The following is a 13960-nucleotide window of genomic DNA, read 5'->3' as shown; positions in this document are numbered from 1 at the left end:
GCTCTTGACGGCACCAGAACGAAAGTATTCCACATCTCGCCAGTATATTTCCTAAGGATGAACCCTTACACTCTTGCTTTTCTGTCACTTGAAGCAAATTTTAATTTCTATTAGGCAAAATCAATATTTACCCTATTGCTTTAATGTTCATTTTTAGAAATAGAATCAGCCATTGTATAAACTTATTAATTTTATTTAAATCATAAATAGCAACAACTCTCCACCCTTCTGCCGCTACACTTCAACTAATAAAAAACCCCCAAATTGGGGGTGAAACACTCAGCAACAATGCCGAATAAACAAGTTAGAGAAGATACAGCAGCACAAACAAAATCACCCAGATCACATCAACAAAGTGCCAGTAAACTTCAGCGGCTTCCACACCAAAATGATTTTCACTGGAGTAGTGATTGGGGAGGCGAGAACGCCATAACATCCCTAAAATTAGGATTACACCAAAGCAAACGTGTAAACCGTGAAAGCCGGTCATCACATAAAACGAGCTGGCGTATAAATTGCTGGTCAAACCAAAGGCTAAATTGCTGTATTCATAAACCTGGCCGGCTAAGAAAACGACGCCCATCAGGGCAGTGACCGCCGCCCAAAGCCGCAAACCGGCCACATCATTCTTCTTAATTGCAGTATTGCCTTTGTTCATCACAAAACTGCTAGAAATCAGAATAACGGTGTTAATTCCCGGCACCAATAATTCTCGCTCGATGCCTTCCGGCGGCCAAACCGGCGACATTGCCTTATAGATCAAATAAGCGGCAAACAAGCCGAAAAAGATCATTCCTTCCGCACACAGAAAGACAAACACCCCCCACATCCGAAAATCGTGATGTTCTTCGTGGTGATCGGCTTTCGCCTCAGTGCTGTGGTGATAATTGAGTTCAGCTTTCGCTGGATCGATTGTTGGACTTTGCATGAAACTCTAATGCCAATAGAGGTACAAACTTCAGGAAGTTGTCAGTCATAAAAACAACTGACAACTGATAGTTAAAAGCTAACTATTCGCGGTTTTGACTTTCTCCTTGACGGTCATCTGGATGAGCGGCAACCGCAGGATCGGGATCGGCACGCAATGCAGAACTCGGGCCGGCAGACAAAGCTGGGTCTTTCGCATCCGAAAAAGGCACACCCACTTGCGTGTCGCGATTACCCATACCGTAGTCATAAGGGCCGGTTGCCAACACCGGCGTTGCGTCAAAATTCTCAATCGGTGGCGGTGAAGTTGTCATCCACTCCAGCGTCAGCGCATCCCAAGGATTATCACCGGCTTTCGGACCTTTCGACCAGCTCCAAATCGCATTGATAATAAACGGGAACGTAGACACTGCCAGCAGATAGGCACCAATGCTGCAAACCAGATTCAGTGTGGCAAATTTTGGGTCATACATTGCCACCCGCCGGGGCATTCCTTGTAAACCTAAAACGTGCATTGGCAAGAAAGTAACATTAAAGCCAATATACGTCAGGGCAAAATGAATGCGACCCCAGGTTTCGTTCATCATCCGTCCCGTCATTTTCGGGAACCAATGATAGAAAGCTGAGTAAATACCAAATACACTGCCGCCAAAGAGAACGTAGTGCAGGTGAGCAACGACAAAATAGGTGTCGTGAACGTGAATATCGAAGGGAACCGAAGCCACCATAACGCCGGTGATCCCGCCCAACACAAAGGTTGATATGAAACCCATCGCAAACAGCAGCGCACTATTCAGCCGCAGTTTACCGCCCCAGAGGGTGGCCAACCAGCTAAATATCTTAATGCCGGTGGGCACAGCGATCACCATCGTGGTGATCATAAAAAACATCCGCAACCAGCCAGGAGTGCCACTGGTAAACATATGGTGCGCCCAAACAATCAAGCCCAAAAAGCTAATCGCCAGACTGGAGTAGGCGATGGCTTTATAACCGAAAATTGGCTTGCGGGAGTTGACAGGGATAACTTCCGAGAGCACGCCAAAAAACGGCAGGATCATGATGTAAACAGCAGGGTGGGAGTAGAACCAGAACATATGCTGGTAAACAATCGGATCTCCCCCGCCGGTTGGGTTAAAAAATGCGGTTCCTGCTAACAAGTCAAAGGACAGCAAAATTAAAGCTGCTGCCAAAACCGGCGTCGCAATTAAAATCAGTGCCGAAGTTGCCAGCATCGCCCAGCAAAACAGCGGCATTTGATTAAATCCCATGCCAGGAATTCGCATTTTGAAGATGGTGACAACAAAATTCACCGCGCCCAAAATTGAAGAAGTTCCTAACAAAAGAAGGCTGAGAATCCAAATTTCTTCACCGGCTTTGCCACTGATTAAGCTCAGGGGCGGGTAAGAAGTCCAGCCGGCCCCCGGTGCGCCCACCAAGAAACTGCTCAGCAGTAAAATACCAGCCGGTGGAATAATCCAAAAGGCTAAAGCATTTAACTTTGGGAAAGCCATGTCCTTCGCCCCAATCATCAAGGGAAGGATATAGTTTGCAAATCCCGCTCCAGCCGGCACGATCCACAGGAAAATCATGATCGTGGCGTGGACTGTAAACAGGCTGTTGTAAAGCTCCGGGCTGACAAAATCAGCATCAGGGGTGGCGAGTTCTGTGCGAACCGCTGTTGCCAGCATCCCACCTATCAAGTAAAAAATAAACGTCGTGACCAGGTATTGAATCCCGATCACCTTGTGGTCACCATTAAAGGTGAAGTAATCTTGCCACTTCCTTTGCCCCGGTTCTTCACCGCGAGCAGGAAGATTAGCACTTTCTTGCAGCTGTACTTGTTGAGTCATAAGTTGTCATTGGTCATTGGTCAAGGCTACGCCAACCTAAAGGTAGGGTCATTGGTCATTAGTTATCGGTCAGAGGCAACCAACCCATCACAAATGACAAATGACAAAACGTTAAAAATTGTGAGCGGCGTGATCGTGAGATGAGCGCAGCTGCTCCAGTATTTGCGGGTTAACGCCCATGTCTTCAGCATAGGGAGCCAAATACTCGCCCTCAGACAAGTTGGCAGGATTAACCGCCACGGCTTGTTCAAGCACTTCGCGGTTGGCAACTTCTTGCTGGCTTTTAACCCAACTGTCGAATTCTTCCGGTGTGTGGACAATTAGCCGACTTTTCATCGCGCCGTGGTAGCTACCGCACAGTTCAGCGCAGATCACGGGGTACTCACCGACTTTGGCCGGCGTGAACCGTAACTCGGTTGTGCGTCCGGGGATCGCATCTTGTTTCAGGCGCAGTTCGGGAAGCCACAGCGCGTGCAGCACATCATTAGCAGCGATATTGAGCTGGACTTCACGATTGGCCGGCACGTGCAACTCACCAGAGGTGACGCCACTGTCGGGGTAGCTGAAAATCCAGGCAAACTGAAGGCCTGTGACATTGACAACCACGTCTGCTGTGGTGCCTTCATGCGCTGGGGAAGCGCCGACGCCTAGGGCGATCAGTTTTTGCTCAGGCGCTTGCTGTGGCTGTGAAGCGGTTTCTTCCGTTCCTGGTAAGGGGGCTGCAATCGCCGCCCCGGGCATATTGTGGGCGACATTCAGCGTGTGATCGTGGGACGACATGGGATCAAGGCCGCCCATTTCGTTGTAAATTTCAAAGCTGTAAACAGAGATGCCCAGCACAATGACAGCGGGGATCGCTGTCCAGAGAATTTCTAGGGGAATGTTGCCATGAATCGGCGGCCCGTCGGTGTTGTCATCCTTGCGCCGGCGATATTTAACCGCAGCGATGACCAGCACTCCCTGCACCAGCAAAAACAGGCCGGTGGAAATGGTCATCATCGTGTTGAACAAGTTGTCCACATGGGTGGCTTCTTCGGAGGCTGCCACCGGCAGTAAACCGTGGTTCTGGCCGTACCATAGGCTGACGAGGGTCAGTCCGATGCCGGCCAGCATGGTGAGGATGGAGTTTGGGATGTTCACGGTGGTTTGGAACCTCCAGACAAAATTTCTTAAACGTTGGCTCTTAGCTAGAGCCTAACAGCATTCAGCCTCTAAGCGCGTGCTTTGTCACGCCTTGCAGTTTAGTTACAGACCTCAGTCGCCATCAACTTTTTGGTTCCGCTTACATCCCTACGTTAAAGCAGGTGATGATTCAAATTCGCTGTCATTGGACACCTTTTGGGATTTCTTTAGAATCATGCCGGCTGGGTGTCTTCAGCAAGACCCACCCCAAATTATAGCGATTTGTTAATATCTATTTAGTTTTCTAAAGCAAAAGTAATATAAGGGTGATTGCTTCTAACAATCGGAAGAAATTCCTAAAGCCAGTGCGAATGGGAGTCAGGATGATTAAAGTAATTGCTAGGATCGACCCTAGCAAAAGTCACGAGTCGATTTAAAAATGAGCGAACGCTCAGTATTCGATTAACCTTGATTTCCCATCAAAACTGAGGTACAGCGCATGGCCAACTCTATCCTGCATCAAGACGCAGCCACCTCTACAACACAATCTCAATCGGCAGAACGCATTCGTCGCCTTGTCTGGAAGCTAGCCATTGCGACCCTGCTTTTGATGGCCGTCGGCAGTGCAACGCGGGTGATGAATGCGGGACTTGCCTGCCCCGACTGGCCCCTGTGTTATGGAGAGTTAGTGCCGACGGCACAAATGAATTTTCAAGTGTTTCTGGAGTGGTTTCACCGGCTTGATGCTGCTGCGATCGGCTGCGGTGCGATAGGGTTGGCCGGCTTATCCTGGTGGGATCGGCGAGTCCTCCCTGCTTGGCTTCCCTGGGCATCCACCTTCGCCCTCGGCTTAATTATTTTCCAGGGCGTTTTGGGAGGACTAACGGTAACAGAACTTCTGCGGTTCGACATCGTTACTGCTCACCTAGGATGTGCCCTCCTGTTTTTCATCACCCTACTCGCAATCGGCGTATCCTTAATGCCCTATCGCGCGATTGGCACGGTTGGGAAGTTGCCTTGGGTAGGGTTGAGCGCTGCAATTCTGGTATATTTGCAAAGCATTTTAGGCGGATTGGTTGGCTCTCAATGGGCTTTGCACCAGTGCTTTGGTGCCGGCCAATTGTGTTTAGTGATGAACAGCCACATTGCCGGTGTGGTGCCAGCCAGCCTTGCTACACTGGCTTTGGTATTTCTATCATGGCGGACGCCGGCACTGCACCCCACCCTGCGCCAGCTAGCCAATTGGGCCGGTGGTTTGTTAGTATGGCAAATCGCTTTGGGCGTGGCTACCTTCCGCTTACACCTCCAGGTAGAACCGCTCACCGTCGCTCACCAAGCCACAGGTGCGGCCTTGCTAGGAGTGCTGGTTGCGTTCTCGGCTTTGGCTTTGCGCGATCGCGCAGAAATTTTTGAGTTTTATGAACGCAGATCAGAAGCGTCTTGAGTTGTGAATTTAATTATCAGCTATCAGCCGAATGGAATTTTAGATTTTAGATTTTAAAGGTTAGATTGAGCGAAAATCCAAAATCGGAAACTTGAATGGCTGATGGCTGGAAGGAAAGGAATCCATGCAAGAAATCATTGGGACAAATGTTGAGCGCCATCATCAGAACTTTTTACAAGTCATTCAAAGTTATTATCAGCTAACAAAGCCTCGAATTATTCTACTGCTGCTGATCACGACAGCGGCGGGAATGTGGGTAGCGGCTAAAGGACAAGTCGATCCCCTACTATTATTGGTGACGATATCCGGCGGGGCTTTGTCGGCTGCCTCTGCGAATACGATCAATTGTCTTTACGACAGCGACATCGACTATATCATGGAGCGCACGCGCTGGCGTCCTCTTCCTTCCGGGCGGATCAAGCCTCGGGATGCGCTGTTATTTGCGATTGTTTTGGCAAGTCTTTCTTTCACCTTGCTCACCGTTTTTGCTAATTTATTAGCGGCGCTGTTGGCAATGTCTGGGATCGTGTTTTATGTCCTGATTTACACTCATTGGCTGAAACGTCACAGCACGCAAAATATTGTGATTGGTGGTGCTGCCGGCGCGATTCCGCCTTTGGTGGGTTGGGCGGCGGTGACAGGTGATCTCAGCTGGGGGGCTTGGATACTGTTCCTGATCATTTTCCTGTGGACGCCGCCTCATTTCTGGGCTTTAGCCATGATGATTCGTGATGACTATGCGGCTGTGGGTGTGCCCATGCTGCCGGTGGTTAAGGGGGATGAAACAACGGCGCGTCAGATTTGGCTGTATACGCTGTTATTGCTGCCGGTGACGCTGTTGTTGGTTTATCCGCTTCATGCGGCGGGTGCGGTTTATGCCGGCATTGCGATTTTTCTAGGAGCGATTTTTGCGAAGAAGGCTTGGCAGTTATCCCACAATGCTGGGGATCGGGTTGTAGCGAAATCGCTGTTTAAGTTTTCTATCCTCTACCTGATGCTTTTATGCGCCGGCTTGGTGGTGGATAGTTTGCCGATGACGCATCACTTTACGACTGCGTTTGCCGAGCACATCCAAATGATTGTGAGCTTGGTGCCGGCGCTGCAATAACCGGCACTCATCTAAAACATAAAAGGCAAAAGCTCGGATTTATTCCTTAACTTTTGCCTTTTTATTTTTTGACAGGTGAATGCAATCACACTCTTATTTTTGCCCCCATAAAAATGCGACCACACCGGCACTCATCCGACGCAATCGCATAATTTTTATTGCTTTTGCCTTTTTACCTTAATTTTCTACTGAGCAGCAACCGGCTTATTGGGAAGCTGAGCTTGCAAGACAGCGACCGCACGAGTATAGATCGGATCGTCTTTCGAGCCAATCGCAGTTGGATTAGTAGCTAACTTTTGCTTTTGAGCGTCGCTGATCTCAACTTTGATATCCGGGGTAATGCCTTTATGGCTGATATCCGTTCCATTCGGCGTGTAGTAGTGAGCAATCGTCACAGCCAAACCGGAACCATCCGACAGGGAATGAACCGACTGCACTAACGCCTTACCAAACGTTTGATCCCCAATAATCGTGGCGCGTCCATTATCTTTCAGCGCACCCGATAAAATTTCACTGGCACTCGCAGAATTACCATCCACCAAAACTGCTAGCGGCAAATTCGTCAAAGCGGTGCGATTGGCGCTCATTTCCTCGTTGTGTCCTACACGGTCCACAGTGCGAACAATTGAACCCTTCTCCATCCACATCCGAGCAATATCAATACTCGCATACAGCAACCCACCTGGGTTTCCTCGCAGATCCAGCACAAAAGCATCCGCTTTTTGAGCGCTGAGATTTTCAATCGCCCGGTGCATTTGCTCTGCCGCATGGCTGCTAAACTCTTGCAAACGGATATACCCTACCCGCTTGTTGCCTTCCTGTTTCATGGTGTAACGGACCGCTGGCAGTTCAATCCGAGCTCGCGTCATGCTCACATCAAACACACCCCGGCCTTCCCGTGAAACTTGCAGCGTTACCTCAGTCCCCACCTGACCCCGGATCAGCTTGGCCGCTTCTTCTACGCTCATGCCTTGGGTGGTTTTGCCATCAATTGCCAAAATCTTATCGGCGACTTGAAGGCCGGCTCTCACTGCTGGCGAATTCTCAATCGGTTCTACAACTGCAATCGCCTTAGTTTTCTCATCCAATTCTAGCCGCAAACCAACCCCAGACAGTTCTCCCGAGGTTTGGCTTGTCAGCGCCTCATATTGCTCCGGGTCCATAAACCGGGTGTAGGGGTCTTGCAACTGCTCTAGCGCTGTCTTCAAGGCTTCATAAGCCTGTTCGCGAGATGTATAGTTTTTGTTTAACAGCTCTTGCCGGGTTTTCTGCCAATCAACTTGATTAAACGTGCCATCAACATAGTCACGGTTAACAATTTGCCACGCTTCATCTAAAACCGTTTTTGGGCTATCCTGTAGTGCGGCGCGCACAGAGCTATTGAGACCAGGAACAAATAAAGATAAAGTAGCAGTTGCAGCGAGCGCCCCACCAAATAGGCCGGCTTGGGGCAATAGGAAGCGTCTTGGGAATAAATTCATTTTGTGTTGGCTAAAACGAGTTGAGTATCACAACTAATAAGCCGCTGTAACAGCGAGATGCATTAGTAATCGCGTCAGGGAAGAAGTGAAGCATCCCGATCAAGCTGAGCGGGAACAGACGCAAACAGCGGTCGCATTTAGCTTGGGTAAGAGAAACAGCGGCAAAACAGCGGGCAGTGAGTGCATTCCCCGGATACGTTACTCCTGAAACTCTTAGTTTCAAGATACCCAAGCAGCGCCAAGAAATAACGCAATTCTGTGACAGTTTGCAAGATTGCCCCAATTATTTAAAAAAAAGGGCTTTAGTCACTAGGGTTTCGATGCCGGTGCTACACACTTTCTGTTAATCTAACCGCCAATCAGCCGGTAAATTTATAAAGTCAAACCCAAACTCCATCAAAACTTACTCGTTCTAGTGTAGCTAAAATAGCCTTTAACAGGATGTCTTCACAGGAGAAAGCTGGATGCGCCGTGGAACTAAGCTCTAACAACCTCTCTTTCAAAAAGTGGAAGCTGCTGGCAAATGTGGCAATTACTGCCGCCGCCTTGGCTGGGGTGATTGCCATGCAGTGGACTCAGCTAGATCGCGCCGGGCAAAAAGCCGCAAATCCCAAACAGGCTGAACAAGAAGAAGGGTTACGGCTACAAATGCTCAAACGTTTACCGACCTTGGGTTTTGATAATTTAATTGCTGATTGGGCATTCATTAACTTTCTGCAATATTTTGGGGATGATGAGGCGCGAACTCAAACCGGCTATTCCCTCAGTGCTGACTATTTTGACCTGATTACCCAGCGAGATCCCCGATTTGCTGAGGTTTATCCCTATCTTTCTAGCAGCGTTTCCTTCTATCTCGGCCAACCAAAGCTGGCTGTCCAATATATGAACCGGGGAACTAAGGTTCTCTCCCCTAAGCTCAATTCCACTGCCTTTCTCGTATGGCGATTTAAAGGACTTGATCAACTACTGCTGATCGGCGATATTCCGGGCGCGATTCAATCCCACGAGAAGGCGGCTGAGTGGGTGCAGGGAACTCCTTACAGTCCTCTGGCGCCCTTGTACCTGAACACCGCAGAGTTTCTCAGACAAGATCCTGACAGCATTGAGGTGCGGTTTCGATCTTGGGCTGAGGTTTACTCCCAAGCAGTAGATAAAAGAGTTCAAGAGCGAGCTAAACAAGAAATTTACAAGCTAGGCGGTCAGATCAAACGCAATGATCAAGGAGAAATTTACTTTATTCCTCCCAAAAAGAAGCCTTCTAAGTCGAAATGATATTTCTTTGCTTTATTGCTGCAAAATTTCTGGATGGGGACAGATGTGCTTTCAGTAATTAAGCGAAAATGAATCCAAAAAATAGAGGCAAGCTAAATCAAGCACAAGGCTATTGGAAAAACTTGGCTTCCCGAAAAGTTTTGCGTTTCATTTTGTGGGCTTTACTGTTGTGCCTGGTGGCGTTAACCGTGATCACCGGCAGATGGCTGTATAACAATAACATCGCTCTCCAAACAGCTAAAACCGGCCCGGTGGATGCCACGCTTGTTTTGGGAGGAAGTATTCACCGAGAAATCTATGCGGCTGAACTCGCCAAACTCAATCCCCAAATGCCGGTTTTGATTTCTCAAGGATCGCGAGATCCCTGTACTTGGTTAATCTTTCAACAAGTCAAGGCTCCTATACAACAAGTATTTTTAGAAAAGTGCGCCCAGTCTACATTTGACAACTTTTATTTTTCTCTCCCCATCTTGCAGCAATGGCAGGTTCATAAAGTCAAACTCATTACCTCTATCACTCATCTACCGAGGGCAAAATGGCTGGCGCAGATTATGTTAGGTACTCACGGAATTTGGGTTGAGTTTGATCTGGTATATGAAAAAGGCATTCCAGGAAATCGCGAGTCATGGCTAAAAACCGGCTTAGACGTTACTCGCGGCGGAATTTGGGCCGTTATCAGTCACTTCAAACAGCCACAATGTCCGGCAGTTATCCCGCTCACATCTATAGATATGCAAAAGTGGAATCGTCAGGGTTTCAAGTGTGAGGTGAGTATCAGGCGTGTCTGAGCCAGTAGGGGATTGTTAAAGGCATTTAGGTGTGGGAATCTAAGGGATCATCGGCAATGGAATTGGCGATTGCTTGAACGGTTGAAACCGGCACTTCATAAAAATACTGCCGGCGGAATTGTTCTTCTTGAACAGCAGCCAGAAATTGCTCAATAGCACCGGAAACTTTGGCATCGGCAACGGCTGCAAAAGCTTGAGTGTGCTGGGAAATTCGCAAGTTTTGCGCCAGGTAAATTACTTCAAAATTTACTTTGGCTAAAGTTTCTAATCCCAAATGTAATGTATAATCACTCAAACTTAATTTCTCGCACAGTTGACGCCGGCTGACTAACAGATCCGTGCGACTGAGATATTTAGCCACTCCAACCAATTGTTGCCAAATTTGAAGAGGTGACAGCGTTTGTGGGGGTGGATAGGCAAGTGCAAGCGCCGGCAGTTCTCCTTGGTTGCTTTGTTGCCGGTACATTGCCTGTCGAAACCAAACTTGCAATTCATCCCAGCTCGTTGGGCACTGAGATATTGGTAAAACTTCTGTTTTATATTCAGAACTGGTAATTTGAGAAATTGACGCATCCCGCCAGTCCAAAATTTGAAGAGACATTCCGCCGGTATCCTGAATGGTGCTAGCTTCACAGGATTGCACCGCCAGCAACCGTACCTCATAGCGATTTTTATAAGTGTTGTAATCAAGTTCAACAATTGCATTACACCGGCCTTGAGGAACTTCTTCTTTGTAATGTCCCCACCAGAGGCCAGGAAATCCAACATTTGTTGAGTTATCCCAAATTTCAAACTCGGTTTTAATATACTGAACTTTTCGCCCTTTTAAATCTTGATTGTTGCGGTGCCAAGTTTTTTCAAACCAGCAGTTTTGAATTAACAATTTTGGGGCAGGATTCCCCATGCCACAAGGTTCTAAAAGTTTCAACTCACGAAATAATGGTTGGCCTAAATCTGCCACCGACACCACTAAATCTGCCTGTAACACCGGCACTCCTAATGTTGCGATCTGTTCCCGTAGCTGTCGGTTGATGGCCTCTATAAATAACGGAATATTCCCCACCGGCAAGCTCAAGCCTGCTGCAAATGGATGACCTCCAAATCGGTGCAACAGATGTGCTTGAGCTTTCACCAACTGGTACAAATCGATTTGATTGACAGAACGCGCAGAACCCCGTGCGAGATGGAGTGCTGAGCCGAGGTTGCGGCTGTTCGCCGATTCCTCCTCTCCCTCTGCCTCCATTCCTACTGAACTCAACAGGACAGTGGGACGCCCGTATTCTTGTGCCACTTGACCGGCAACTAAACCCAGCACACCAGCCGCCCATTGCTCATCCACTAAGACAATGACACTGGTTGTGGAGAGATCCATTTGTTCTAGCCGCAATTTCACTTGCTGGGTTACTTCTTTTTGCAAAGATTGCCGCCTGGTATTGGCTAATTCTGTTTCCATTGCCAAGTGCTCGCAGCGTTGCTGATTTTGGCTGGTGAGCAATTCCACACAAAATGAAGCATCTCCGTGAATGCGGCTGACAGCATTAATTCGCGGGCCAATTCCAAAGGAAATATCTGTGGGGCGATCCCCGCTACGCTTGCATAATTCTAGGAGTTTGGCAACTCCTGGCCGCGTTCGTTCTGTTAGCTGCTTTTGCAAGCGTTGAATTCCCTGCTTTGCCAAATACCGGCACTCACCGGAAAGCTGCACGAGATCCGCAATTAGACCAATAGCAACTAAGTCGAGTAAGTTTTCTAATGGCTGTTGGGGAACTGCCGGCAATGTTAAATAAAGGGCTTCTACTAGCTTATATGCCACTGCCACGCCTGAGAGATGTTCCATTTGATGGCCGACAGGCAAATAGCGGGGGTTGATAATGGCGACGACTGGGGGACGATCTGCCGGTAATGTGTGGTGATCGGTGACGATAACATCAATTCCCAGTTGGTTCGCATACTCAATTTCTGCTAAATTTGTGCTGCCGGTGTCACAGGTTACGATTAACTGAGTTCTAGATTCGGCGAGGGTGTTAATCCCCTGAATATTGAGTCCGTGAGATTCGGTTAGCCGGTTGGGAATGTAGTAAGTTAGCCGGTCATTTTGGGTAAAAAACTGGCCAAGTCCATCCCACAAAACTGCGGTTGAGGTGACGCCATCTGCATCAAAGTCTCCCCAAATGGTAACTTTTTCCCCGTTATTTCTGGCTTGTTGCAATCGCTCAACCGCCGAGTGCATTTCTTGCCCGAATTCAAAGGGACTTGCCGGTTGAAATGCTTGCGGATTTAAAAAGCCGGCTAGCTGTTTGGGGTCTCGAATTCCTCGCTGCCACAGAAGTTGGGCGGCATAGTGGCCGGCTGATTCGGGGACGTGGCGTCTGATTTCTTGAAGTAACCAGGCGGGTGGTTGTGCCGGTGGCTGTACTTGCCACTGTTGAGTTTGTTCAGGCATTTGTGTCGTTAAGCCCCACTGTTGAATCTTCTCGGTGCCGGTGCCGGTTTGATTATTGTAGTGTGAGGCTGTGTTGGGCTGCATTATCTCATGCCTAAGAACCTACTCGAAAATGATTCTAAAGCCGGGATTTCAATCCAGTTGACTTCTTTATGTATTTTCTTTACATAAGCATAAAAAGCTTTTTTGTTATCTCGATGAGCGAGAACGTAGTCATGCAAATCTTTTTGGCTCATTGCTTGCAAATCAACCTATTTTATCCGATTTAACTCTATTTTTCAACAAACATAGATTGCTGTACAAGCTTATAGTTGTTAACAGCAGATATTGAATTTATTTAGTTTGTTTTTTATGAATTAGATGGATAGTAAGGCAATATTTTAGCAAAAATTTTACATCTGATGGCGGCAGCCCATTCTCTTAATAGCGGGGTTGCTGATTGCAGCAAGAAGTGTAAAAATCATAAATTCTAAAATTTGACAAGTATTGTGACTATTTTGAAATTTGACGCTTCATACTTCAGCCTTTTTTCTAGCTTCCTGAGTGCGCCTCGGTTGCCTTTTACGGCTGCGGTTTTGCCACCGGCAGCCTTCTTAGATTATCTCATCGGTGATCCGTGGGGATGGCCGCATCCAGTGCGGGTTATGGGCTGGATAATTCAGCGTTACAGTGAAATCGCCTTAAAAATTTCTCAGACACCCCTGATGCGCCGGCTGGCTGGGGTAATTTTAGCCATCGGTTTAATCACCGGCACCGCCGTTGTAAGTTGGTTAATCATTGACGGCGCTCATCGGCTGCATCCCCTTGTCGGGATAACATTAGAAAGTATTCTTCTCGCCAGTTGTTTTGCCGGTCGCAGTTTAAGAGCAGCCGCTGAAGACGTTTTGCAACCCCTCAATGTCGGTGATCTCCCCAAAGCACGGGAACGCTTGAGTTATTACGTGGGAAGGGATACACAAAATTTATCCGAACCAGAAATTCTCCGTGCCATCTTGGAAACCGTCAGCGAAAATGCTGTAGATGGCGTCATGGCTCCGCTATTTTATGCCATCGTGGGAACAGTGATATCGGCATCGGCTGCTGTCCCGTTCGCCTTGGCTTACAAAGCCGCCAGTACCCTTGATTCAATGGTGGGGTATAAAGAAGAACCATTTCTTCATTTAGGATGGTTTAGTGCGCGGCTAGAAGACGTTCTGACTTGGCTACCCTGCCGGCTAACGGTACTCACCCTCGGACTCATTTCTGGCAAACCCCGCTATATTTGGAAAATGTGCCGGCAGGATGCAACAAAAGATCCCAGTCCGAATTCAGGCTGGAGTGAGTGCGCCTATGCAGCAGTTTTAGGTGTTCAACTCGGAGGAATCAACTACTATCGGGGAGTTGCCAAACCAAAACCGTTATTAGGGTTGCCGGTTCACCCCATTACCCCAAAATCGATTCACCAAGCTTTAAAATTAACCCGTTATTGTTTTTTAATTTGGTTAATCCTTGCCCTTGCAGCTTCATTTAAAATCTAAAATTTTCC

The 13960-nt window shown here is 48.0% G+C and carries 11 protein-coding genes; 5 read left to right on the top strand and 6 right to left on the bottom strand.

The features are described from left to right. Nucleotides 1-304 precede the first annotated feature (304 nt). The 3 genes from H6F56_RS18245 to H6F56_RS18235 all read right to left on the bottom strand — a co-directional run bounded on the left by H6F56_RS18245 (nucleotide 305) and on the right by H6F56_RS18235 (nucleotide 3917). Complete coding sequence (locus H6F56_RS18245; protein WP_190670964.1) at nucleotides 305-928, bottom strand: cytochrome c oxidase subunit 3; 624 nt, start codon at nucleotides 926-928, stop codon at nucleotides 305-307. A gap of 82 nt (nucleotides 929-1010) precedes the next feature. Continuing rightward, complete coding sequence (gene ctaD, locus H6F56_RS18240) at nucleotides 1011-2777, bottom strand: cytochrome c oxidase subunit I (RefSeq protein ID WP_190670962.1); 1767 nt, start codon at nucleotides 2775-2777, stop codon at nucleotides 1011-1013. Nucleotides 2778-2888: 111 nt separating this feature from the next. Then, nucleotides 2889-3917, bottom strand: coding sequence for a cytochrome c oxidase subunit II (locus H6F56_RS18235; protein ID WP_190670960.1), 1029 nt, complete (start codon nucleotides 3915-3917; stop codon nucleotides 2889-2891). 481 nt (nucleotides 3918-4398) lie between these two features. On the opposite strand from H6F56_RS18235, the gene H6F56_RS18230 reads away from it, so the two are divergent. Next, complete coding sequence (locus H6F56_RS18230; RefSeq protein ID WP_190670958.1) at nucleotides 4399-5343, top strand: COX15/CtaA family protein; 945 nt, start codon at nucleotides 4399-4401, stop codon at nucleotides 5341-5343. Nucleotides 5344-5467: 124 nt separating this feature from the next. Then, on the top strand, nucleotides 5468-6451 hold the full coding sequence (locus H6F56_RS18225; RefSeq protein WP_190670955.1) for a heme o synthase: 984 nt from the start codon (nucleotides 5468-5470) through the stop codon (nucleotides 6449-6451). 185 nt (nucleotides 6452-6636) lie between these two features. Here H6F56_RS18225 and ctpB read toward each other — a convergent pair whose 3' ends face one another. Then, the gene (ctpB, locus tag H6F56_RS18220; RefSeq protein ID WP_190670953.1) at nucleotides 6637-7932 is read right to left on the bottom strand and encodes a carboxyl-terminal processing protease CtpB; all 1296 of its coding nucleotides are present in this window, start codon (nucleotides 7930-7932) and stop codon (nucleotides 6637-6639) included. 471 nt (nucleotides 7933-8403) lie between these two features. On the opposite strand from ctpB, the gene H6F56_RS18215 reads away from it, so the two are divergent. Continuing rightward, nucleotides 8404-9204, top strand: coding sequence for a hypothetical protein (locus H6F56_RS18215; RefSeq protein ID WP_190670950.1), 801 nt, complete (start codon nucleotides 8404-8406; stop codon nucleotides 9202-9204). A 68-nt stretch (nucleotides 9205-9272) separates the two neighbouring features. After that, on the top strand, nucleotides 9273-9992 hold the full coding sequence (locus H6F56_RS18210; protein ID WP_190670948.1) for a YdcF family protein: 720 nt from the start codon (nucleotides 9273-9275) through the stop codon (nucleotides 9990-9992). A gap of 25 nt (nucleotides 9993-10017) precedes the next feature. Here H6F56_RS18210 and recJ read toward each other — a convergent pair whose 3' ends face one another. Next, nucleotides 10018-12435, bottom strand: coding sequence for a single-stranded-DNA-specific exonuclease RecJ (recJ, locus tag H6F56_RS18205; protein ID WP_190671216.1), 2418 nt, complete (start codon nucleotides 12433-12435; stop codon nucleotides 10018-10020). 83 nt (nucleotides 12436-12518) lie between these two features. Then, nucleotides 12519-12671, bottom strand: a complete 153-nt coding sequence (locus H6F56_RS27375) for a DUF6887 family protein (protein ID WP_416360998.1) — start codon at nucleotides 12669-12671, stop codon at nucleotides 12519-12521. A 303-nt stretch (nucleotides 12672-12974) separates the two neighbouring features. On the opposite strand from H6F56_RS27375, the gene cbiB reads away from it, so the two are divergent. Beyond that, complete coding sequence (gene cbiB / locus H6F56_RS18200; RefSeq protein ID WP_416361000.1) at nucleotides 12975-13952, top strand: adenosylcobinamide-phosphate synthase CbiB; 978 nt, start codon at nucleotides 12975-12977, stop codon at nucleotides 13950-13952. Nucleotides 13953-13960 lie beyond the last annotated feature (8 nt).

It is taken from the genome of Microcoleus sp. FACHB-672, assembly GCF_014695725.1.
In the GTDB taxonomy this organism is placed as follows: domain Bacteria; phylum Cyanobacteriota; class Cyanobacteriia; order Cyanobacteriales; family Oscillatoriaceae; genus FACHB-68.
Note: the sequence above shows the minus strand (reverse complement) of the source record. Positions and strands in the feature narration are given on the sequence as shown.

What these genes read in the sequence shown, in the direction of transcription:
- H6F56_RS27375 (WP_416360998.1), bottom strand. Translation starts at nt 12,671, where the DNA reads ATGAGCCAAAAAGATTTGCATGACTACGTTCTCGCTCATCGAGATAAC.
- ctaD (WP_190670962.1), bottom strand. Translation starts at nt 2,777, where the DNA reads ATGACTCAACAAGTACAGCTGCAAGAAAGTGCTAATCTTCCTGCTCGC.
- H6F56_RS18230 (WP_190670958.1), top strand. Translation starts at nt 4,399, where the DNA reads ATGGCCAACTCTATCCTGCATCAAGACGCAGCCACCTCTACAACACAA.
- H6F56_RS18245 (WP_190670964.1), bottom strand. Translation starts at nt 928, where the DNA reads ATGCAAAGTCCAACAATCGATCCAGCGAAAGCTGAACTCAATTATCAC.
- ctpB (WP_190670953.1), bottom strand. Translation starts at nt 7,932, where the DNA reads ATGAATTTATTCCCAAGACGCTTCCTATTGCCCCAAGCCGGCCTATTT.
- H6F56_RS18210 (WP_190670948.1), top strand. Translation starts at nt 9,273, where the DNA reads ATGAATCCAAAAAATAGAGGCAAGCTAAATCAAGCACAAGGCTATTGG.
- recJ (WP_190671216.1), bottom strand. Translation starts at nt 12,435, where the DNA reads ATGCCTGAACAAACTCAACAGTGGCAAGTACAGCCACCGGCACAACCA.
- H6F56_RS18225 (WP_190670955.1), top strand. Translation starts at nt 5,468, where the DNA reads ATGCAAGAAATCATTGGGACAAATGTTGAGCGCCATCATCAGAACTTT.